This window comes from Alloalcanivorax dieselolei B5 (assembly GCF_000300005.1).
GTDB classification, from domain to species: domain Bacteria; phylum Pseudomonadota; class Gammaproteobacteria; order Pseudomonadales; family Alcanivoracaceae; genus Alloalcanivorax; species Alloalcanivorax dieselolei.
Genome location: NC_018691.1, coordinates 3318592 through 3340610, shown reverse-complemented (window position 1 = coordinate 3340610; position 22019 = coordinate 3318592). Strand labels below are relative to the sequence as shown.

Below are 22019 nucleotides of genomic sequence, written 5' to 3'. Positions count from 1 at the left end.
TCGAACGGGATGGAGGGATCAGTGTTGATGGTTCAGTGTGTCCTCCAGGACTTCCCGAACTTCTTCGGCCCAGGCCAGCCAGGCCTCCTGGTCGAGAATGCCCCGGCGCAGGGTCAGATGTTGAAAGCGGCTGTTGCCTTCACTTTGTCGCTCCAGCTTTCTGGCTTCGGCTTCGAAGTTGGCGAGTCGCTCCTTGCGTTGCTGGACCAGCTGATCCAGCTCGCCAAGCAGGGTTTCCGGGTCGGCCAGGGCGCCCCCGGCGACTTTCACCATGAAGGCGTCCCGGACCCGGGCCGGCGCGGCCGGGCGGCGCAACCATCGCACCAGTTCCTGTCGCCCCTCATCGGTAATGCGGTATAGCTTCTTGTCTGGCTTTCCGTCCTGGGGCACATGGCGGTAATGCACCATGTTCTGTTCGTTCAATTTTCCCAGTTCCAGATAGATCTGCTGGTGGGTGGCGTTCCACACCAGGCCGATGCTGTTGGCGAACTCCCGCGCGAGGTCGTAGCCGCTGGCTTCTTCGTCTTGTAACAGGACAAGAATGGCATGGCGCAATGACACGGCTGGCTCCTCGTTTTTGTTTATCGGTCTCTCTACTGCGATAGTAGAGAGCGAAATTGTGCCTGCGCAATCCGTTGTATAAGCAGTTTTGTAAAAACTTAGTGAGGTTATATCCCAGCCTGATACCCAGGTAATACTTTGTTATGAAAGCGTTTTATTGATGAGTACAACGGATACATTCAGTGACGACATGTGCACAAAAAGGAGAAATAAACAAGGAAGCAAAGCACAAAATCAGAACGTCATCTGCATGCCACAATAATAGTGCACGGAATGGAGCAACTGCTGGCGCTCCAATTTGGGGATGACCTTGCCGATAACGCCAAAGCTGGCGCGGCGAGTGGTATCGATGCCAACGGCGGCTACTTTACGCAAAATGGGGCCAAAATGAAGCAGGGCCACCGGTTTTTCGAAGTACCAGTCCAGAGCGACCTCGGTCATTTCACGCAAATAGGCGACCAAAGCGGCGCGGGCCTCGGCCTCTCTGCCTTCATCCGCCAGCCGCCGTGCCTGGCGGCCCTTTTCCGCCAACGCCTCGTCGATGGGGAAAGCGACGTACCAGGTGCCGCCGTCCTCCGATTGGAAACGGATGTCATCCATGTAGCGGGCGGCGGCCTGATTTTGCTCCAGATCCATCTTTCTGGCACTGCGGCCCACCACCAGGCCGGTAGCTTTGGCTATGGTGTCGCAGGCCATGCGGATCAGGCGGGTCTGCCCGCTGCCAAGACCGGCCATCGCCGCCGGTTTGAGGAAAAAAGTCCCCAACGCCTCCTCGACGAAGGTCTTCATGATTGTTTCCACGGTTTCAGGCTCCGCTTTCCGCGCGCCCTCGTTCATGCGGCGAATAAAGCCGTCGGTGGTCCGGTGGAGGGTTTCGCTGGAGGGAAAAGCCACGTAGGTCTTTGTTGTCATCGTTTGCTTCCGGTCTTCAAGGAACAAGGACAGAATTAGGGTGAACAGGCCCTGGCATATTAGCGGTTCCCGGCCGGCGCGGGCACGACCGCGGCGTCGGCACACCAGGGCCGGATCGGCAAACGGCGGACCGATCGGCTCTTTCTTTTGCCCGGCGAATGCCGGATGATGCGCCTCCTGACAAATCGGAGAGACGGATGATAACGGTGGTCACACCCGACGCGGAACAGGTTACGCGTTGGCTGCAGCAGGCGAATATCCAGCACTATATTTGTGATCAGTGCCATGGGTTGCACCTGAGTGAGTTGCAGTCCCGGGAAGGGGTGGTGGACGCGCGCTTGTTCGTCGAGGAAGACGGTTTGCTACTGACCAGCGAACTGGAGATTCGCCCCGGCGCCCTGTTCGCGGTGCAGGCGGAGCTTTCCGCTCTGAACATGCAGTATCCGTCCCTGAAGCTGTTCCTGGACGTCAATGACGACTCCATGCCAAGGCTGGTGGCCTGCGACCTGCTGCTTGGCCGTCAGGGCGTCACCTTCGATCAGTTCATCTATTTCGTGCAGGCCACCGTGGACGGCACGGTACAACTGCTGGAAGAATGCCAGCAGGCGGGCTGGCTGTTCTGGCCTGACGAAGAGGGTGCGCCCGCGGAACCGGGCGCGCTGCACTGAGCGTTTCCGGACGCTTGAGGATGAGCGTCCCGAGACGCTTGAGGATTCACCGAGGATCCTTCGCTGGAACCCACAATCAGCCCTTTCGATGCGCAGGCCGGTGAGCGGCGGGCGCAGCTTATCGACAGCCTGGTGACCCGGCATTACGCGGTCATGCCGGGCTATTTCCCCACACCCCTGATCCGGGCCCTGCGCCGCGAGGCGTTGTTGCGTGATGCCCGTGGCGAATTTCAGGAAGCCGGTATCGGCCGCCGCGAGGATCACCAGCACGACCAGCGCGTGCGCCGTGACCGCACCTGTTGGCTGAACGGCTCGACCCTGGCGCAATGCCGCTTGCAGGAAGAGCTGGAACAGCTGCGGCTGGCGGTGAACCGGGAGCTGTTTCTCGGGCTGTTCGATCTGGAAGCGCACTTCGCCATCTACGATCCCGGGGCCTTTTACCGGCGCCACCTGGATGCCTTTCGCGGTAATTCCGGCCGCGTGTTATCGGTGGTGCTGTACCTGAATCAGAATTGGAACAGTGACCTGGGAGGCCGCCTGCGTCTGTGGCCGGAACCGCACAGCCGGGTGGTGGATACGGAGGTGGAACCTATGGGCGGCACGCTGGTGTGCTTCCTGAGCGAGCACATTCCTCATGAGGTGCTCCAGGCCCAGGCCCGGCGGATCAGCATCGCCGGCTGGTTCCGCTGCAACAACACCACCGCCGAACGGCTCGATCCGCCACGTTGAAAAGGGATCCGCTGGCACGCAACACGCCAGCACGCTTGCACGCTAAGCAGGGCGGCATCGAGGACCCTGCGTAGTGAGTTCACGAACCGGCTTCTGTTGTGACTTCCCAAGCACTCAGGCCTCTCCGTCTGACTTCGGGCTGGCAAGCCTGGCGTGCAAGCGTGTTGCGTGCCAGCGGAAACGGTGTATCCCCCCCTTGAAATCGCTTCACCACCCCCCATTTATCTCCCCGTGACCACAGCCGGCTGAAGTGTCACGTCCCAAACAGGCGTCCCGATGAACGGGATGTCCGGTAAATTGTCCACCCCTTTGCCTGCGGGGAACGGGTGGTATGAATCTGGAGACGACGTGATGAATACTTTGGCACCTCTTTTTCGACACAGTGTGGGTTTTGACCGCTTTGACGAGTGGCTGGACGGCCTGCGTTCCGATCAGTCCGGCGGTTATCCCCCGTACGACATTATCCGCGACGCTGATGGCCGCTATCAGGTGGTGATGGCGGTGGCCGGCTTCCGTGAGGCCGAGCTTACCGTAACGGTGCAGGAGAATGTTCTGCGCATCACCGGTAAACCCGGCGCCGAGGAGCAACAGGGCCGCACCTGGCTGCATCGCGGTATTGCCCGCCGTGCCTTCGAGCGCACCTTCCGATTGGCCGATCACGTGCAGGTGGACAACGCCGCGCTGAATGATGGCTTGCTGGTGGTGCATCTGAAACGGGTGGTGCCGGAATCCGAGAAAGCCCGTCAGGTCCCGATCAACAAGGATTGATACCAATATACTCAGGGGCCGGTAACACCTGCCCCTGACATTCCCTTCCGTTATCAGGCTCCCCTCTATATAGCCAACTTGTCTATTCAGCGCCCTGACACCGTTGTCGGCGGCGGCGCAGAATCGAAGACACAAGCCCGGAATGCGCGCCCCCTGACGGGAGAGCGCGTGATTCCGGCTGCGGACAAGGAGGCGGACCCATGAAACGCTTGTACTACGTTACCGGCACTCTCGACAGTGTCCAGAATATCTCCCGGGATCTGGACGTGACCGGGATCGACGAAGGCCGCATGCATGTTCTGGGCAAGGATTCCGGCCCGGTGATCCGGGCCCAACTGCACGCCACCACCATCTGGGAAGATACCGAGATCATGCATGCCGGTTTTCTCGGCGCGCTGTTCGGCGCGCTCGGCGGTTTCATCATCGGCTCGGCGCTGGTGGCGATGGAACCCTGGGGCCAGCAGCTGGCGCTGAGCGTGGTGGTCTTCAGCACCCTTTTCTGCATGTGCTTTGGCGCTTGGCTGGGCGGCATCTACGGCATCTCCAGCCGCAACCATCACCTGCAGCCCTACTGGAAAGACGTGGAGGACGGCAACTATCTGGTGATGGTGGATGCCGATACCGAGGTCCAGGCGCGCCGCGTGGAGCGGATGATGGAGCAGCGTCACCGTGAGGCCAGGGAAGTCGGTCACGAGGACGGTTTCAGTCCGTTCAATTGAACTTGCAATGGCATAAACGTTTGGCCACAATGCGCGCTCGCCTTCACGGGCGCGTTATGGCCGACCTGCCGGTCCCCTCGCAACGATAAATCGCGCAACCCGCCAGGCCCGGAAGGGAGCAACGGACGCGGTGGACTTGTGTGCCGAGGTGCGGCTGGCGGGAAGGCCTCCATCTCCCCTTTTCTCACCCGCCATCACGGCATTCTCTTCCCACGCTGTTGCAACCCGGCCAGATTCGCTAGCATACGGCATTCGCAAAGCTTATCGCTTTTGCGAAGCCCGCATCCTTTTGGCTGGAGTACCATGAGTTACCAGGTTCTTGCCCGCAAGTATCGCCCGCGCACCTTCGATGAACTGGTGGGCCAGGAACACGTTTCCCGGGCGTTGATGCACGCGCTCGATCAGGATCGCCTGCACCACGCCTACTTGTTCACCGGTACCCGTGGTGTTGGCAAGACCACCATCGCCCGCATCCTGTCCCGCTGCCTCAATTGCGAGGAAGGCGTCAGCAGCCGCCCCTGCGGTGTTTGTCCCACCTGTCAGGAAATCGGCGAGGGCCGTTTTGTCGATCTGATCGAGGTGGATGCCGCCAGCCGCACCAAGGTGGAGGACACCCGTGAGCTGCTGGAAAACGTGCAGTACGCGCCCAGCCGTGGCCGCTACAAGGTCTATCTGATCGACGAAGTGCACATGCTCTCCGCGCACTCGTTCAACGCGCTGCTGAAGACGTTGGAGGAGCCGCCGCCCCATGTGAAATTCCTGCTTGCCACCACCGATCCGCAGAAACTGCCGGTGACCGTCCTGTCGCGCTGCCTGCAGTTCAGCCTCAAGGCGTTACCGGCGGAACAGATCGCCCGCCACCTCAAGGATCTGCTCGAGCGGGAAATGATCCGCTTCGAGGAGCCGGCGCTGCTGGCGCTGGGTAAGGCCGCGCGCGGTTCCATGCGTGACGCTCTCAGCCTCACTGACCAGGCCATCGCTTTCGGCGGCGAGCAACTGACCACCGGCGCCGTGTCCGGCATGCTGGGTACCGTCGACCGGGCTCATGTGCGGACCTTGTTGCGGGCGCTGGCCGAGGATACGCCGGCGGCGGTGCTGAACGCGCTGGCGTCGGTGTCCGAACACGCCCCGGATGAATTGGCATTATTGGACGAACTGGTATCGGCGCTGCACGAACTGGCGGTGATCCAGGCGCTGGGCGAAGGCGAGGACGCCGACATGCAAGCGCTGGCCGGGGAGTTCACCGCCGAGCAGGTGCAACTCTATTACGATGTGGCCCTGCGCGGCCGTCGTGATGTGCAGGATGCCCCGGACAGCCGCGCCGCGCTGGAAATGACGCTGCTGCGCATGGTGCTGTTCTCACCCAAGGGCGTGCTCGCCGCGGGGGAGGGCAGCGCCCCGGCAAAAAAGCCTCGGCCCGCCCGTAACGACGCCCCCGCGGCGTCGGGCCCCGGCGCTATGAAGGCCATGCTGGACGGCGGCACCGCCAGTGCCAACCAGCAACCCGGGCCGCAAGAGGGCGCCACGGTAAGCGCGCCGCCGGCTCAACAGGCGATGGCGGCAAAACCGGAGCCCGAGCCTGCTCCGGCCCCGCGGCCTGAAGCCCGCGACCAGCCTCGGAATGAATCAGAGCGCCCGCGGGAGCCGGCACCGCGGTCGGAGGCCGGAGCGGCAGCCCTGTCGCAGGCTTTGGAGACCGCGCCAGCGGCGCCTGAACCCGAACCCAGGCCTGAACCGGAACCCAAGCCGGCGGCCGCCGAGCGTCCCGCACGCCAGCAGCCGGATCCCGAACCGTTGGGCGAGCCCCGGGACAACAGCGAAATCGGTTCCTGGTGGGCGGCGCTGTTGATGCGGCTGCCGCTGGATGGCGCCGTGCGCCACCTGGCCCGCAACGCGGTGCTGGCGGAGCGTGACGAGCATCAGTGGACGCTGGAACTGAGCAGTGGCCACCAGGTGCTGGTCAACAATGAGCGCCTGGAGGAACTGGGCGGCGCGCTCAGTGATTACTTCCATCGCCGTATCCGGGTCCAGGTGCGTTACCATGAAGCGGTGGCCGGCACGCCGGAGCTGCTGGACCAGCAGCGCCGTCAGGAGCGGCTGGAAGAAGCGCGGGCATCACTGCTCGCCGACGACACCGTGCAAACGCTGATGAGCCGTTTCGGCGGCCGCCTCGACGAAGACAGTATCCGCCCCCGCGACTAGCCGCCGCCGGGGCCCCGTAACAGGTACCAAGAAGATGGACTTCGACATGAACGACCTTCTCAAGCAGGCTCAGGCCATGCAGGAGAAGATGAAAAAAATGCAGGAAGACGCCGCCAATGCTGAAGTCACCGGCGAAGCCGGCGCGGGTCTGGTCAAGGTGGTGATGAATGGCCGCCATGACGTCAAGAAAGTGGAGCTCGACAGCAGCCTGATGAGCGAGGACAAGGAATTCCTCGAGGATCTGTTGGCCGCCGCCGTCAACGATGCGGTGCGCCGGGTCGAGCGCAACCAGCAGGACGCCATGAAGAACATGGCCGGTGGCGGCCTTGGTGGCTTCCCGTTCCCGGGCCTGTAACGGATTGATGTCATGAAGCATCCGCCCCTGGTGGAATCCCTGATCGAAGCCTTTACCTGTCTGCCCGGTGTGGGCCCCCGGTCCGCCCAGCGCATGACCTACGCGTTGCTGGAACGTGGCCGCGAGCAGGGGCGTGAACTGGCCGGCGCATTGCAGGCGGCGATGGACGGCGTCAGTCACTGCGAACGTTGCCGCAACTATGCTGAGCGGACCAATGCCGAGCAGAATCTGTGCGCCATTTGTCAGGATCCGCGCCGGGATCCGTCGCTGATCTGTATTGTGTCCTCGCCGGCCAATGTGTTGGCAGTGGAGCAGTCCGGCGAATTTCGCGGTCATTACTTCGTGCTGATGGGCGAGCTGTCACCACTGGACGGCGTCGGGCCCCGGGAACTGGGCCTGGATGTGCTGGAGCAGCGCCTGCGCGACGGTGAAATCCGCGAGCTGATTCTGGCCACCGGCACCACCGTGGAAGGTGAAGCGACCGCTCACTATATCCTCGATCTGGCCCGGGAAGCCGGCGTCAGTGTCACTCGTATCGCTCAGGGGGTGCCCATGGGCGGCGATCTGGAGTTCGTTGACGGCGCCACCCTGGCCCAGGCCTTGCGTGCCCGCCGTCCGTTCGCGGATTAGCGGACAATTGAATTTTTGTGATGGAAGCCTTGGTGCTTCGTAGCGGGGTCTTGCGGGTCCCCCGGGTGTCCATGACCCGCCGTAAATACGTCCCTGTAGGCTTGCGTTCGGCGTCCTGCCTCACACAGTCATGGACACCCGGGGGACCCGCAAGACCCTCAGTCACAGCCAACCGAAGGGTTCTTCTTTCTTTTTTACCGTCGTCAAATTCGAAGCCGGACATTTCAGAACTTGAGGAGTGTTGCCGGTCAGGGCCTTCCAGGACCGTGTTTGGCCAGGGATGGCCAAACCCGAGCTTACAGGGATGTACTTGTAGCGTGTCCTGGAAGGCCCTGACTGGCAACACTCCCCCTCTAGAAAGGAAAAACGCCAGATTGAAGGGAAACTCTTCCCGCTAATCCGCGATGAACCTTTTTATGCTTGTGAGGGGGGAGCCCGGGGGTTTTATCTTTTGGCGTCCGACGTGTCTTTTATTGCGCCCCCTCCCGCACCATGTAACAGTCTCCCTGGCTCGGAAAAATACAGAATAAGGAGAACAGCATGGCTTCGATTATCCTGCCCCGCGTGTTGGAAGTGGGCGCCGGCGCCATGGCGCGCCTGCCGGCGGTACTGCAAGGGCTCGGTTGCCGTAATCCGCTGATCGTTACCGATCGGATGATGGCGCAACTGGGTTATCTGGAGCGCCTGCGGGGGCTGCTGGCGGAGGCGGGCATGGGTGGTGATGTGTTCGCCGATACTTTGCCGGAGCCCACCGCCGCTTCCCTGGAAGGCGGGTTGGCGATGGTGCGCGACGGTGATTATGACGCCGTGGTGGCCCTGGGTGGCGGCAGCCCCATCGACAGCGCCAAAGCCATCGCCGTACTGGGCAGGCATGGCGGCATAATCAATGATTACCGCTTTCCGCGTCAGGTGGATGAAGCCGGCTTGCCGGTGATCGCCATTCCCACCACCGCCGGCACCGGTTCGGAAGCCACCCGTTTCACCATCATCACCGATGAACGCACCGATGAAAAACTGCTCTGCGTCGGCGCCGCCTTCATGCCGGTGGCGGCATTGGTGGACTACGAACTGACCGTGTCGGTGCCCCCGCGTACCACTGCGGACACCGGCATTGACGCCATGACCCACGCCATCGAAGCCTACGTCAGCCGCAAGGCCAACGGTTACAGTGACAGCCAGGCCCTGGCGGCGTTGCGGTTGATTGGCCCTCATCTGCGCCGTGCCTATCACGATGGCGAGGACCGGGCGGCGCGGGAAGCGATGATGCTCGGCGCCACTCTGGCCGGGGTGGCTTTCTGCAACAGCTCGGTGGCGCTGGTGCACGGCATGAGCCGTCCCATTGGCGCTTTCTTCCATGTGCCCCACGGCTTGTCCAACGCCATGTTGCTGCCGGCGGTGACGGAATATTCGTTGCCGGCGGCCTCGGCCCGTTACGCGGATTGCGCCCGCGCATTGGGATTCGCCGGGCTGGATGATGACGATGCCCGCGCCAACGCCAAACTGCTGGATACTCTGGTGGCGATCAATGACGAATTACAGGTGCCGACACCGGCGGGCTTCGGCATCGACCGCGACCGCTTCTTCGAGGTGCGTCACACCATGGCGGAGCAGGCCCTGGCCTCCGGTTCGCCAGGAAATAATCCTCGGGTGCCGGAAGCCGAGGAGATCGTGCGGCTCTATGAGGCGCTTTGGTGACTGGAGCAGTAAACGGCGCCAAACACGGTCCTGGAACGCTGCCCGCCGACTCTCCACGAGCTCTGCAACGAAGCCGCTGTAGGAGCTTGCCTGCAAGCGAATCTGTTCACCGGAAGCCGAATTCGTTTGCAGGCAAGCTCCTACAGCGGCCTTGTCGTCCGGTCCGTGGGAAGCGGCCGGGCGGCGCTCCGCTTTAGCCGCGAATGGCGCGTTAGCGAGCCGCCGTTGACGAATTCGACCTCCAGATTGCGCGTTCCGGTCTTTGTCCGGTCAGGCGGGTTTTGCTACCTTGTGAACCAAGCAAGCGCTAGGTATGGCTGGCGCCAGGGCGAAATCACAGGAGGTTCCGTGTCCGCACTCGATTATTTCAATGACACTCACCGGATGGTTCGGGAAACCGTCAAGGCCTTCGTCGAGCGGGAGATCCGCCCGCACGTGGATGAGTGGGAGGAGGCGGGGACTTTCCCCCGTGAGCTGTACGTCAAGGCCGCTCAGGCGGGGCTATTGGGGATTGGCGCGCCGGAGCGTTGGGGTGGCACTGGCGAGGACGTGTTCATGAAGGTGGCCGCCTGCGAGGAGATGGTGCGCTGCACCTCCGGAGGCGTCGGCGCCAGCCTGGGCTCCCTGGACATCGGTTTGCCGCCGGTGTGGAAGTGGGGCAGTGAAGCGCTGCAGGAACGGGTGGTGCCGGCGGTGCTGGCGGGGGAGAAAATCTCCGCGCTGGCGATCACCGAGCCCGGCGGCGGTTCCGATGTGGCGAATCTGCGCACCCGGGCGGTCAAGGACGGTGATCATTATCGGGTGAACGGCTCGAAAACCTTCATTACCAGCGGCGTGCGCGCGGACTATTACACGGTGGCGGTGCGTACCGGAGACGCGGGATTCGGTGGTATCAGTCTGTTGCTGGTAGAGAAAGGCACGCCGGGTTTCACGGTGGGCAGACAGTTGAAGAAAATGGGCTGGTGGGCGTCGGACACCGCCGAGCTGTTCTTCGAGGATTGCCGGGTGCCGGTGGAGAATCTGATTGGCCCGGAGAACGGCGGTTTTTACTGCATCATGAGCAACTTTCAGATGGAGCGCCTGATTCTGGCCGTCACCGCCAATATGACCGCCCAGGTGGCGTTCGAGGAAGCGCTGGCCTATGCCCGTGAACGTCAGGCGTTCGGGCGACCGCTGGCCGGTTTCCAGGTGACCCGCCACAAGCTGGCGGAAATGGCCACGGCGGTGAAAGCGAGCACCGAATTCACCTACCGGGTGGCGGCGCGCATCGCCGCCGGCGAGGATTGCGTGCTGGATGTGTCCATGGCCAAGAACCAGGCCACCCAGTGCGCGGACCGGGTAACCTGGGATGCGGTGCAGATCTTCGGTGGCAGCGGTTTCATGCGCGGCACCGTGGTGGAACGGCTGTTTCGCGACAACCGCATCCTCTCCATCGGCGGCGGTACCTACGAGATCATGAACGAGATTATCGCCAAGCGACTGGGGCTGTAGGGGTAACGCCGGCCAGCCTCCGGCGCTCAGGTGCACTCCGCCCGTGACGGCTCCAGCTTGCAGCGAATCCGTTTTTGCAGGTTGAGCATGTCGGCATTGTAGAAACCCTGCTGCTGTAGCTGAACGCGGGCTTCCTGCATCATGACTTCGTATTCCTGCTTGTCGGCGTCGGGAATCTGTACCCACCACTTCTTGTTGACCGCCTCGGCCTCACGATCCAGTTGCTCGATCACCCGATCCAGAGTGTTGTAGAAGTACTCGCGGGATTTTTGCGCGATCTCTTCCGGGAAACGGGCCTTGGTGCCGATCAACTGAATCGAAAGCTGCATCAACGGATAATCGATGATGCCGCCGTCCGGGCTCAGGCCCTTGTACAGTTCCAGTATTTCATAGGCGATCAGCGGGGCGGCGATCACGTCGACCACGCCGTTATTGAATTTGGTGGAGAAATTGGTGATATCGGAGGACACCGGTGTGGCGCCCACCTGAGCCACCATGATGGCCTGGGTTTCATCGAACTCCAGCACCGCGACTTTCTTGCCCGCGGCCTTGGCCAGCGAATTGATTTCCCGATCGTTGACGAAGATGTAGGCGGCGCCCGCCGGTGCCACGCCGAGCACTTCATAATCGCCGCTGGTCATGGGTTTGGCGCTGCGCGGATCGGACAGAACCTGCAGCAGCACTTTCATATGATCCATGGTCGGCAGGCTGCCAATGGAATCGATGGTGCCGCTGTATTGATTGAACTGGCGGCCACGCAGGCCGGTGATCAGGGACGCGTCGCAGACCCCGGCCTTGAGATCCTCGGCGGCGATGGCTTCATTGGTATAAGCCACCAGTTTGGCTTTCAACCCCCATTGCAGCGCGGCGGTCTGCCAGTCCTTCATGGCGGTCATCACCGGACCGACGTTACCGGCCAGATCGAACACGCAGATACGCCTCTCAATCAGATCGGCGGCCTGGGCCAGGGGGACGGTCAGCATGGCGCACAGCGCCAATGCTACGCGAAGACTTGTTATCATGGTTATTGTCCTGCTTTTGAGTAAAGTTGGATCATCCCTAAGAGATAGATCATGGCGGTGGCGGGCATCACCGCTCAATACCGGAGCGACAGCCGATGACGGCGCCCCGGTCTTCAAAATGACGGACGTTTCGGCAGGTGCGTAGACCGTGTTATTGAGGGCGTCCTTGGGAAGACGGCCACGCCGGCGCGATTGCCTCCGGCGTGGCCGTTCCGACTCGGAACTGCCGACTTAGAACCGCCGACTCAGAACTGCCGACTCAGAACTGATAGTTCCCGAGCCGGTTGGCGTGCTGGCGATAAAGGGTGACCGGATCGGTACTGAACAGGTCATGCAGCCCGAGCACCTGATTCACCTCATCCAGATGGTTCATGCGATAGTCGTCGCGGATCACCATGCCCAGGTGGCTGGAGCAACTGCTCACCAGCCCATCGTTTTTCTCGCCGAGGAAAACGATGGCGGTGGCGCCGAGCAGGACGTCGGAAGGGTCGAGGAAATTGGTCAGCGGCTTGGCGCCACTCCAGGAGAAATAAGAGACACCATTGCTGCCTTCCCTGGGACCCTCGCCGCAATACTCACTGGGCATGCCTTCCGGGTATTGCTGGTTGAAGGCGATGGTCTCTTCGGTGGTGAGCGCCTTCAAGGCCGCCAGGATGTCCTGTTCATTGCCGCCACCGGAGAACAGATCGATCAGCCCGGCCAGGGCATTACCGAGAAAGCCGATCAGATCACCGCTGAAAGGCACGTCGTCCACCACGCCCTGCAGCACGTCCGCCAGCCGGGCGCCCCAGTTGACGCCGCCAACACCGGTGGCGGAGGCGACCATGTCCGGGTAGACCGAGGCCACGTAGCGGATGGTGGGGCTGCCGTGACTGTGACCGATCAGGTTGACCTTGTCGGCGCCGCTGATGGCAAGAATATCCTCCACCTGTCGTGCCAGCTGCTCGCCGCGCACCTCGGTGTCCTGGGCGGCGGCGACCTGGGTCACGTAGACTTCGGCGCCGCTTCGTCGCAGTTCCTCGGGGATGCGATACCAATAGTCCACGCCAGCGGCGGTATCGAAGCCGAACAGGCCGTGCACCAGCACGATGGGATAACGGGTTTCGGTGTAGTCGTCGGCATGGGCGGCGGTCAGCCACGAGAACAGCAGGATGCCGAGCAGAGCCTTCAGCGCCACTGTAGTGACGTCAGCCTTCAGCGGATTTGCTCTCAAAAGAGTCTTGATTGACGTTTTCATAAGCTTCCCTGTTTGTCTGTTGTTTTCGGTATCGTTTGTCGAGCCCGTCGCGGATGAACCAGAACATCAACCGCGCTGCGCTCTTTCTTGCCAATGACCGATTCCATCGGCCACCCTTTACGGTCATGAAAGGAACCCGGCGGGTTCCGGACTGTTTGCCAACAGCCTGCTATGATCCTAACCAGAGCGAAACAGGTGTTCACTAATAAAAATGTCGTAATCCGACGAGCGGCACTTGCCGTCAGAGTGACGGTGTGCGGGTCGGGAACGGTTGCCGTCGAGGGCTGAACGTGACCAAAGGACGTATATACACAATCCTCATCGTGCTGCTGGCGCTGGCGGGCCTGGGCATCTGGGGGTGGCCAGGAGGCGATGGCCCCACGCCCGTGGCGGGGTCGCGCCAGACCCCGCCACAAGCATCGGCGGCATCGGCATTGCACGATTACGCCGGGCGCGGCCGGGAACTGGCCGATTCGCCGCCGCCGTCCTGGCGCGGCACCCGGCCGGACGGGGCTCTGGCCGAGGACGAGAACGGCGACCTGATCGTCAACGAAGCGCTGCGTCGTCGCTTCGATTATGTGTTGTCGGCCTTGGGCGAAGAGGATCTGGAGACACTCAAGGCGCGCCTGGCGGCGGATTTCGAGGCCCGGCTGTCGCCGTCGGCGGCGGCCCGGGCCTGGGCACTGCTGCAACAGTATCTGGGCTATCGCGAGGCGCTGGCGGAGCTGACACCGCCGGGGCGGGATCCGGCCGCGTTACGCCACAGTCTTGAACAGCGACAGGCATTGAGAGGCCGGTTTTTCGACGCCACCACCGCCGAGGCGTTTTTTGGCTTCGAGGACCGTTACGCGGATTTCGCCCTGCAGCGGCGCCGCATCCTTGAGGACAACGAACTGGACGAAGCCACCAGGAGTGAGCGTCTGGATGCGTTGGAAGCTACCCTGCCGCCGGATTTGCGTGAGCAGGTGCGCGCCTCGCGGGAGCCGATGGAGGTGCATGAGGAAGTGCGGGCGTTGCGGGAACAGGGCGCACCGCAGCGGCGGATCGACCAATTGCGTGAGCAACGGCTGGGCCGGGAGGCGGCGGACCGGCTGGCGGAACTGGACCAGCGCCGGGCGCTCTGGCAGTCCCGTTACCAGGATTACCGCGAGCAGCGTCGCGCCATTCTGGAAAGCGGTCTGGCGCCGAGCGATCGGCAGGCGGAAATAGAACGGTTGCGGGAGCGTTTGTTCGAGGCGGGAGAGCGGCGCCGGGTGGAAGTCCTGGACCGGAACCCGGAGCCGGATTCCTGAATCCCCCGGTGGCGGGCGCCACCGGGGGGAGGCCGTCAGGCTTTGCCCTGATTGGCCACCGCTTCGGCGGCCGCGGCGGCGGCTTCGGCGTCGCCCAGGTAGTAGTTTTTGATCGGCTTCAGGTCGTCGTCGAGCTCATACACCATGGGAATACCGGTGGGGATATTGAGTTTGACGATTTCCTCATCGGAAATATTGCCCAGGTGTTTGACCAGGGCGCGCAGGCTGTTGCCGTGGGCGCAGATCAGCACCTGCTTGCCGGCGCGGATATCCGGTTCGATCACGCTCTGGAAGTAGGGGACGAAACGGGCCACGGTGTCCTTGAGGCTCTCGGACAGCGGAATCTCGGCGTCGCTGAGACCACGATAAACGCGGAAACGGCCCGCGTAACGCTCGTCGTCACGCTCCAGCGGCGGCGGCGGGGTGTCGTAGCTGCGGCGCCACACCAGTACCTGCTCGTCACCGTATTTGGCGGCGGTTTCCGCCTTGTTCAGGCCTTGCAGGGCGCCGTAGTGACGCTCGTTGAGGCGGTAGTCACGCACCACCGGGATCCACATCTGATCCATGGTGTCGAGGATCGTCCACAGGGTGCGGATGGCGCGCTTGAGCACGGAAGTGTAGGCGATATCGAACTCGAAGCCCGCTTCCTGCAGCAGGTCGCCGGCGGTTTTCGCTTCCGCCCGGCCTTGCTCGGTGAGATCCACGTCCTTCCAGCCGGTGAAACGGTTTTCCTTGTTCCAGACGCTCTGTCCGTGGCGGACCAGTACCAGTTTCGTGCTCATGGTTGATTCCTGTGCGGTTTTCAAGGCGCGCCAAGGTTAGCAGAAAGCGGATTGCGGGCACACCTCCGGGCGCCTTCGCATGGAGCCGGCGGGGCCTTGCCCGTATAATGCGCCCCATTCGAACGAGCCGGGAGCGGCATGAGCTATATATGGTGTGACAAAGACGAGCAGATCCAGGACTGGGCGCCGCCGGCGGGCCCGCTGTACCTGGATACCGAGTTCATGCGGGATCGGACTTACTGGCCACGGCTGGCTCTGGTGCAGGCGCACGATGGCGATGCCATCCGTCTCATCGATACCACCGGGGTGAGCGCGCCGGTGCTGGGCGCGGTGCTGGCGGACCGGTGTCTGGTGATGCACTCCTGTTCCGAGGATCTGGAAGCCTTGCAGTACTTCACCGGCGAATGCCCGAAGCACATCGAGGATACCCAGATCGCCGCCGCCCTGGTCGGCGAGGATATGCAAATGAGTTACCAGCGGCTGGTGGAACAGCAACTGGGGGTCGCGCTGCCCAAGGGCGCCACCCGTACCGATTGGCTCAGGCGGCCGCTCAGCGCCGAACAACTGAGCTACGCCGAGGAAGACGTGAAGTACCTGCCCGAAGTGACCGGCCGTTTGCGCGAACGTCTCCGCGCCCTGGGCCGGGAAGCCTGGTGGCGGGAAGAGTGCGATCGCCTGGTGGCGGACGTACGGCGGCGCGGGCAGGGCGGTGAGCCGTGGCATGCGGTCAAAGGCGCCGGGGCCCTGCAGGGCGAGGAACTGGCCGCCTTGGCGGCGCTGGCGCGCTGGCGCGAAGAGATGGCCCGGCAGCGTGATCTGCCGCGCAGTTTCGTGCTCAAGGACCCGGTGATGCTGGAGTTGAGCCAGCGCCGTCGCCTGGACCGGAGCGCGCTGCAATCGTTGGGATTGCACCCCAAGCTGATTCAGCGTGACGGGGAGCGGATCATCGCCTGTCTTGAGCAAGGCCGCCGGGAAACGCCGCCGGAGCCGCTGCCGGAACCGCTGGCCCGGCCGCAGCGGGATCAGGTCAAACAATTGCGCGACCGGGTGACCGCTCTGGCCAATGATCTGGGATTGCAGCCGGAGGTGCTGGTGCGGCGCCGCTGGCTGGAGGCGCTGGTGCGTGATCCGGAGTCCTTGCCCGAGCCGTTGCGCGGCTGGCGCCGGGAGCCGGTAGCCGAGCCGTTGTTGGAGATGCTATGACATTGCAAGGCAAGTTGTTCTGTTCTATCTACCGGAGCAGCCGTCGGTCTGAGATGTATCTGTTCGTGGCTCGCGCCAGGGGGCTGGAAGCGGTGCCAAAGGTGTTGCTTGAGCAATGCGGCAAGCTGCTGCACGTCAGCGATATGATCCTGGATCCCAAGCGGCCGCTGGCACGGGCGGATGTGAGCAAGGTCATGGATGAGGTGCGTGATAAAGGGTTTTATCTGCAGATGCCGCCGCCGCCGGACGAGGATCTGTTTCTGGCCGCCGGCCACCCCGACAACCCGCGCGGGAAGCCGTCGTGACGCTGACGGATCCGCCTCTGCGCGAACGGTTCTGGACGCTGCCTCTGGGACAACTCAATGCGCGGGAATGGGAGGCACTGTGCGACGGTTGCGGGCGCTGCTGTCTGGTCAAGCTGGAGGACGAGGACAGCGGCGAGGTGGTGTTCACGGACCTCAGTTGCCGCTATCTCGATACCCGCCGTTGCCGTTGCCAGGTCTACGCGCAGCGGCGGCGCAAAGTGCCGGGGTGTCTTCAGGTAACCGAAGAGATGGCCCGGTCCGACTGGCTGCCGGTCAGTTGTGCTTATCGACTGCGAGCCGAAGACAAACCGCTGCCTGAGTGGCATCCGTTGCTATCCGGGGATCCGGGCTCGGTACGTGACGCCGGGATCAGCGTTGCCGGCCGCGTGGTTCCGGAAAACCGGGTTCCAGAGCGGGATTGGGAAGACCATGTCATCCATTGGGTGGAAAACTGATCCGGACGGACTCGATAGAGAGGCGAGCCCGGGACGTATAGAATGGCTCGAGTACTAAGGGCCTGTGTAGGCTTGAGAGCGTGAATGGGCTCCAGGGAGTAATTGTGACAACGAACGCCTATATGATGGGATGGCTGGCATACGTTTTGGGAAGTCTGGGAGTGCTGGTGGTACTGTGGTATCTGACCAGCCCCCTGATGTCCTGGTTGAAAACCCTGCTGCGGGGTCTGGCGACCGCCATACTGCTGACACCGTGGCCGGTGGCGGCCAATCAGGAAGAATGGGCTCCGGCCTGGGTGGTTAGTCTGTTCGACGGCCTGTTCGCCGGCAACGACAGCGGCCCCTGGCGGGCGGTGGCGCCGTTGGTGGCGGTACTGCTGGTGGCGTTTATCGTTGCCTTGCTGGAGTCCTGGCGCCAGCGCCGCAAAGCGGTGGCCGGGGCCGATGAGGATTATGACGACGACTGACTGCGTTTTCTGCCGGATCCTGAACGGGGATGCCCCCGCCAGCGTGGTGTACCGGGATGAGCGGGCCGTGGTGTTGCTGGACCTGTTTCCGGTCCGCGAAGCCCATTGCCTGGTGATCCCGGTGGCGCACCATGCGCTGCTGGAAGAACTGGAGCCGGAGCTGGCCGCCCATCTTTTTGAGCTGGCGCGACGCACTATCCGTGCTCAGAAGCGGGCGGGGCTGGACGTCAAAGCTCACAACGTGGTGGTCAACGATGGCCGCGAAGCCAACCAGCACGTGCCCCATGTCCATCTTCATGTGATCCCCCGCCGTGGCGGCGATACCCTGGCCACCGCGCTGACCTGGGGGACCCGCATGATGAATGTGTTCGGGCTGTCGAAACGGCGCCATCGTCTGGATCGCCTCGCCGGTCTGCTGGCCGAGCATTTCCCTGGTACTGAAAGCTCCAAGTACTGAACGCGGTCAGGACATCACGGTTCGTGGATCATTGCTGTCCCACAGTTTTGGGGCAGCCCGCTTACACGCAACACGCTGGCACGCTAACACGCCAATCGCGACTCAGCCGCTCCTGCAAAAACCTCTATAACCCGTTGTAGCGACCTCTGGCGCCATGTCTCTGACGCTGCGGCAGGCTTGGGATTTGGCGTGCCAGCGTGTTGCGTGTAAGCGTGCCTGCGAATTATGCGACACCCGTGGGCCCACGGACCGGGATTCTTATTTGGCTCAATACTCCCTGGGCCGGCGACAGGCGCGGACTCTTAGCGGCCAGCGTACCTTGCGTGTTTTTTCTCCCCACGCCTGCTCCAATCGCGGCAGGAAATCCCGCAGTGGATCCTTGCCGAAGCGGCGCGCTTTCGCCAACGCCGACCAGGTGTCCAGATAGGCGGCCAGATCACGCCAGTGCCAATGGCGTTCGATACCCAGGCTATCCGGCGCCTTGTGTTCCGGCCACGGCAGCGTCACGTTACGATAGCCGCTGACCACGCTCCAGCGCGCCGCCGGCCACCAGGGCGCCAGGACCCGGTCGTGAAAGTCGTCGATCAAATCCGGCAGCCCCTCCACCTGGCACAAGCCATAGCTGATGATGGCCAGCAGCGCGTCTTCGCGCAGCACCCGTTCGGCTTCCTTGAAGAACATGGGCAATGGAAACCAGTGCAGCGCCTGGGCCACGGTGATCAGGTCGAAGCTGCCATCGGCGAAGGGCAGGGCGTCGGCGCGGGCGGCCAGATAGCGGCTGGCGCCGGCCGGGGCGCCTCGCAGTTGAGCGAGGCTGAGGTCGGCGCCGATGACGTGCTGGAAATGACCTTCCAGGGAGCGGCACGCCTGGCCGGTGCCGCAGCCCAGGTCCAGCGCCCGCTGGTGCTCGAAACACTGATCACCGAGCCAGCGGAACAGGTTTTCCGGGTAGTCCGGCCGGTGCAGATGGTACTGCCCGCCCCGTTGAAACAACGAGGGACGGTCAGACATCGGGATCGTCGAACCGGGCCGCCCAGAGGGCGCCGTCGGTTCGCTCCAGATCAAGGGCGATGCCCGCGGACCAGCGCTGCGTGCCCTCGGCACACCAGGCAATAGTACCGAACAAATGCAAGGCTTCACCCTGGTTGGGTAACTGCAGCCACAACTCCACGTCGGTGTCGGGACGGATCGAATAGGGCAGTTCCACGCCCAGACCGGCGCGGGATATATCCCGGCATGTCAACGTGAGATCGTCGTCCTCCGTCGGTGGATCCTGGCGCAGACGCATGTTCAGGCCGTTCGGAGCGCGGTGGCGCGAATGACGACGTTGTTCCTTTACGTGCTTCATCGGCTTCACCCATAGATGAGACGGTCCACCAGGGCGGCGGCACCGGCGATGCACAGGGTTACGGCGACCAGAAAGAGCAACAAGAATAAGGCGGGACGAACGCTTTTCGGCAACGGCTCCGTGGGACGGCGCCGGTACTGTTCTTCGCGGGTCTTGTCATTCATAAGCCGGACCTGCTTTTTTCGTATCAGGGGGCCTGATTATCCGCTATCGGCGCGATGAAGCAAGGCCGATAGCGGAAGCGAGTGGTCACATGGCGATCTGGATTTTCTGGAACAGCCACTGATGCAGGCCTTCCGACAGTAACGGCAGATAGCTCACCAGCAGCAGGGCGGTGAACATCACCGCGATCGGCAGCAGATACTTCTCGTAGCGGCGGAAGAAGGAGCCGTGCTGAAGTTTGGCGCTCTCCACTTCATCGTCGCCCACCACCTGACGAGTGAGCAGATGGTTCACCGCCACCGGCGGAGTCAGATAGCCCAACTCGAACGCCACCAGGGTGATCATCCAGAAATGCAGCGGATCGATGCCGTTGTTGAAGGCGACCTGGGCGACGGTGGCGTTGACCAGCACCACGGCGCCGAAGGGCTCCATGATCATGCCGAGAATCACCATGGTCACCACCAGAATACTGGTGGCGATCCAGATCGAGGAGAACGATTCCGGTAGCATTTCCACCAGCCCCGAGCGTTCGATCAGCCCGCCGGTGCCCACCGACAGGGCCATCAGCATCAGCATGGCGCCGATGTGGGTGGTAGTGTCATTGGTGGCGAAACGCAGGGACCCTTCCAGCTTTTCGGAGACCCCTTTCTCGGGGGCGTAGTGCGGATCCACCGCCTCGCTTTTCGCCATGCGAGGTGCGATCAGATAGTGCACCAGCAAAAAACCAGCCAGGAACAGGTTGCGTGAAAACAGGCCCCACAGGTGATTTTGCAGCGTAATGTGGGTCCAGCCGGTGGGTAACTCGCCGCTTTGAAGGGCCTGGTAGCCCTGCCAGAGATCGTTGAAGGACAGTGCGATCATGGGCACCAGGAACAGGGCGAACAGATGCAGCAGGTGATGGCTGAGTTTTTCGTAGAACAGCACGGCCAGCAACATCACGGGCAGGATGATGGGGGCGGAGAACTCATCCAGTTGACGGTCCAGCACGTCGCTGAACAGTACCAGCACGGCGCCAACGACAATGGCGTAAGGCAACAGTGGCACCAGACGTTTGAGGCTGGCCGGCACGGCTTCGGAGAACGGGGCGATGCGGGCCGGCGAGGTGCGCGCGAACTGACTGTAGATGAAGAACAGCAGCAAGCTGAGCATGAATACCTTGAGGCCGGAGCTGAACAGTTCGGTGGTGGTGACGTTCTTGTTGAGCGCGGCGATGATCACCACCAGCAGGCAGGGGCGTAACACCACGCCCATGGAACCGGACATGGCGGTGGTGGCCAGGGCCAGCTGTTTGCGGGCGCCGGCCCGGATCATCTCATTGTAGACGGTGGCCCCGGCGGCGATCACGAAGATACCGGAGGCGCCAGTGTAGGCGGTGGGCACGGCGGTCACCGCCAGTACCACGAAGGCCATCAGTTCCGGTGACATGCGCCAGGGCCGCAGCACGTCGAACACCAGATGGGTCAGCCGGGTTTGTCTGAGCATCATGCCGATCCAGATGTACAGCGCCAGATTGAGAAACATGGTGGACATTTCCATCATGATGCCCAGATACACGGCGATGCCGTGATAGTAGCCCTGGCTGATGAACTGGGAGGACGCGGACAGACACATGAAGGTATAAAGCGGAATAGTCAACAGGGCCTTACCCCAGGAGCCGCCGGATTCCAGTCCCTTGGGAAAGCGGATCAACTGATACAGCGACGCCGCGGTCAGCACGGCGAAGCCGGCGATCCAGAATTGATGCAAGTAGAAGTGGCCGACCCGGACGCCGGATTCCATTGCCGCCGCTTCCTCGACGCGATAGACGGTGGCCGACAGCAGCAGCAGGGCATTGGCGGCCAGTTGCGCGCTGGTGGAGACAATATGGTCCTTTACCGTACGCTGCGGACGCAGGGCGATATGGTGCCGGCCCAGCGTGGTGCGGGTGGCGCAGATCATCAACAGCAGGCAAAGTAATAAGCGCTTGTAATCGCCCAGTGAGGACACCACCCAGGCTACGCCGCCTTCCACGTTGCGAAACATCACCACCGAAGGGGTGACCCTTTCCTGAATGATTTGGTGGCGGTCCCATTTTCCCCGGCAATTCTCCCGTGACCGCTGCAGTGACTGACGGATGGCGTCTTCGTTGACGCTGGGCGTGCCCAGCACGCCGGCAAGTGGATCGTTGGCGGCTTCCGCCTGCCGCCGTTGCAGGGTTTCCCGGGTCAGCTGGCTGATATCCGGATCGGGATTGCAGGTCGGTTCCTCCATGAGACCGGCGCCACGCAGCAGAAAATAACTTTCCCAGGTGTTTTCCCCGATCTTGAGCAACTGTGAATGGATGATCTCTCCGGATGAGAGAAACAGTGCCAGCAGCAATACCAGCAGGGTGGGTAATGAAGCAAACCACTCGGCCGGCGACCGCCGAAGCCAGCGCCCGCTGCCCCTCTTCGCGGTTTCCCCCATGGCTCTTTCTTCCATCGCCCCTTCTCCTTTTTTTGGCTACAGGTTGTTGTTATTGGTGTTGCGTTGCCTTTTTTGTCTCTTTGGTGTTGAACACAAAAAGGGCCCGTGAGAGCC

The 22019-nt window shown here is 62.5% G+C and carries 24 protein-coding genes and 1 other RNA gene; 16 read left to right on the top strand and 9 right to left on the bottom strand.

Annotation, left to right across the window (positions count from 1 at the left end; translation table 11 throughout):
• Positions 1-18 precede the first annotated feature (18 nt).
• Together B5T_RS14885 and B5T_RS14880 are read right to left on the bottom strand one after the other, a co-directional pair.
• Positions 19-561, bottom strand: coding sequence for a PadR family transcriptional regulator (locus B5T_RS14885; RefSeq protein WP_014995349.1), 543 nt, complete (start codon positions 559-561; stop codon positions 19-21).
• 234 nt (positions 562-795) lie between these two features.
• Positions 796-1473, bottom strand: a complete 678-nt coding sequence (locus B5T_RS14880) for a hypothetical protein (protein ID WP_014995348.1) — start codon at positions 1471-1473, stop codon at positions 796-798.
• Between the two features lie 197 nt (positions 1474-1670).
• Here B5T_RS14880 and B5T_RS14875 point away from each other — a divergent pair, with 197 nt between their 5' ends.
• The 10 genes from B5T_RS14875 (at position 1671) to B5T_RS14835 (ending at position 10730) form a co-directional block, all read left to right on the top strand.
• Positions 1671-2141, top strand: a complete 471-nt coding sequence (locus B5T_RS14875) for a YbjN domain-containing protein (RefSeq protein ID WP_014995347.1) — start codon at positions 1671-1673, stop codon at positions 2139-2141.
• Between the two features lie 132 nt (positions 2142-2273).
• Positions 2274-2870, top strand: a complete 597-nt coding sequence (locus B5T_RS14870) for a 2OG-Fe(II) oxygenase (protein ID WP_229682957.1) — start codon at positions 2274-2276, stop codon at positions 2868-2870.
• Between the two features lie 351 nt (positions 2871-3221).
• Positions 3222-3638 carry an Hsp20 family protein gene (locus tag B5T_RS14865; RefSeq protein WP_014995345.1) on the top strand — a complete coding sequence of 139 codons (417 nt, stop codon included), beginning with the start codon at positions 3222-3224 and terminating at the stop codon, positions 3636-3638.
• Between the two features lie 200 nt (positions 3639-3838).
• On the top strand, positions 3839-4357 hold the full coding sequence (locus B5T_RS14860) for a hypothetical protein (RefSeq protein ID WP_014995344.1): 519 nt from the start codon (positions 3839-3841) through the stop codon (positions 4355-4357).
• Between the two features lie 66 nt (positions 4358-4423).
• An RNA gene (gene ffs, locus B5T_RS22780) (signal recognition particle sRNA small type) lies at positions 4424-4520 on the top strand.
• A 140-nt stretch (positions 4521-4660) separates the two neighbouring features.
• Positions 4661-6559: a DNA polymerase III subunit gamma/tau gene (gene dnaX / locus B5T_RS14855; protein ID WP_014995343.1), complete on the top strand. Its 1899-nt coding sequence runs from the start codon at positions 4661-4663 to the stop codon at positions 6557-6559.
• Between the two features lie 34 nt (positions 6560-6593).
• Positions 6594-6914, top strand: a complete 321-nt coding sequence (locus B5T_RS14850) for a YbaB/EbfC family nucleoid-associated protein (protein WP_014995342.1) — start codon at positions 6594-6596, stop codon at positions 6912-6914.
• 12 nt (positions 6915-6926) lie between these two features.
• Complete coding sequence (recR, locus tag B5T_RS14845; protein WP_014995341.1) at positions 6927-7544, top strand: recombination mediator RecR; 618 nt, start codon at positions 6927-6929, stop codon at positions 7542-7544.
• Between the two features lie 540 nt (positions 7545-8084).
• On the top strand, positions 8085-9239 hold the full coding sequence (locus tag B5T_RS14840; protein ID WP_014995340.1) for an iron-containing alcohol dehydrogenase: 1155 nt from the start codon (positions 8085-8087) through the stop codon (positions 9237-9239).
• Positions 9240-9587: 348 nt separating this feature from the next.
• The gene (locus B5T_RS14835; protein WP_014995339.1) at positions 9588-10730 is read left to right on the top strand and encodes an acyl-CoA dehydrogenase family protein; all 1143 of its coding nucleotides are present in this window, start codon (positions 9588-9590) and stop codon (positions 10728-10730) included.
• Positions 10731-10756: 26 nt separating this feature from the next.
• Here B5T_RS14835 and B5T_RS14830 read toward each other — a convergent pair whose 3' ends face one another.
• Complete coding sequence (locus B5T_RS14830) at positions 10757-11752, bottom strand: putative solute-binding protein (protein WP_014995338.1); 996 nt, start codon at positions 11750-11752, stop codon at positions 10757-10759.
• A gap of 259 nt (positions 11753-12011) precedes the next feature.
• Positions 12012-12989 carry a lipase family alpha/beta hydrolase gene (locus B5T_RS14825; protein WP_085942843.1) on the bottom strand — a complete coding sequence of 326 codons (978 nt, stop codon included), beginning with the start codon at positions 12987-12989 and terminating at the stop codon, positions 12012-12014.
• 290 nt (positions 12990-13279) lie between these two features.
• On the opposite strand from B5T_RS14825, the gene B5T_RS14820 reads away from it, so the two are divergent.
• Positions 13280-14281 carry a lipase secretion chaperone gene (locus B5T_RS14820; protein WP_014995335.1) on the top strand — a complete coding sequence of 334 codons (1002 nt, stop codon included), beginning with the start codon at positions 13280-13282 and terminating at the stop codon, positions 14279-14281.
• Positions 14282-14316: 35 nt separating this feature from the next.
• Here the strand turns inward: B5T_RS14820 and gpmA are convergent, their stop codons facing one another.
• Positions 14317-15063, bottom strand: a complete 747-nt coding sequence (gene gpmA, locus B5T_RS14815; protein ID WP_014995334.1) for a 2,3-diphosphoglycerate-dependent phosphoglycerate mutase — start codon at positions 15061-15063, stop codon at positions 14317-14319.
• Between the two features lie 138 nt (positions 15064-15201).
• Here gpmA and rnd point away from each other — a divergent pair, with 138 nt between their 5' ends.
• The 5 genes from rnd (at position 15202) to B5T_RS14790 (ending at position 17950) form a co-directional block, all read left to right on the top strand.
• Entirely contained in the window at positions 15202-16266 is a 1065-nt protein-coding gene (gene rnd, locus B5T_RS14810) for a ribonuclease D (RefSeq protein WP_014995333.1), read from the top strand.
• Entirely contained in the window at positions 16263-16571 is a 309-nt protein-coding gene (locus B5T_RS14805; protein WP_041717052.1) for a YcgL domain-containing protein, read from the top strand. Before rnd ends, B5T_RS14805 begins: the two co-directional genes overlap by 4 nt.
• Complete coding sequence (locus B5T_RS14800; RefSeq protein WP_014995331.1) at positions 16568-17026, top strand: YcgN family cysteine cluster protein; 459 nt, start codon at positions 16568-16570, stop codon at positions 17024-17026. The genes B5T_RS14805 and B5T_RS14800 overlap by 4 nt, the downstream gene beginning before the upstream one ends.
• A gap of 104 nt (positions 17027-17130) precedes the next feature.
• The gene (locus B5T_RS14795; protein ID WP_229682956.1) at positions 17131-17493 is read left to right on the top strand and encodes a hypothetical protein; all 363 of its coding nucleotides are present in this window, start codon (positions 17131-17133) and stop codon (positions 17491-17493) included.
• Entirely contained in the window at positions 17480-17950 is a 471-nt protein-coding gene (locus tag B5T_RS14790) for an HIT family protein (RefSeq protein WP_041717051.1), read from the top strand. The genes B5T_RS14795 and B5T_RS14790 overlap by 14 nt, the downstream gene beginning before the upstream one ends.
• Before the next feature lie 267 nt (positions 17951-18217).
• Here the strand turns inward: B5T_RS14790 and B5T_RS14785 are convergent, their stop codons facing one another.
• From B5T_RS14785 to B5T_RS14775, 4 genes are all read right to left on the bottom strand, one after another.
• Positions 18218-18961, bottom strand: coding sequence for a class I SAM-dependent methyltransferase (locus tag B5T_RS14785; protein ID WP_014995328.1), 744 nt, complete (start codon positions 18959-18961; stop codon positions 18218-18220).
• Complete coding sequence (locus B5T_RS14780; RefSeq protein WP_014995327.1) at positions 18954-19298, bottom strand: PilZ domain-containing protein; 345 nt, start codon at positions 19296-19298, stop codon at positions 18954-18956. Before B5T_RS14780 ends, B5T_RS14785 begins: the two co-directional genes overlap by 8 nt.
• 5 nt (positions 19299-19303) lie before the next feature.
• Positions 19304-19462 (bottom strand): hypothetical protein, encoded by a 159-nt coding sequence (locus B5T_RS23415; protein WP_014995326.1) that lies wholly within the window; start codon positions 19460-19462, stop codon positions 19304-19306.
• An 85-nt stretch (positions 19463-19547) separates the two neighbouring features.
• Positions 19548-21920 (bottom strand): TRAP transporter large permease subunit, encoded by a 2373-nt coding sequence (locus B5T_RS14775; RefSeq protein WP_014995325.1) that lies wholly within the window; start codon positions 21918-21920, stop codon positions 19548-19550.
• Between the last annotated feature and the right edge of the window lie 99 nt (positions 21921-22019).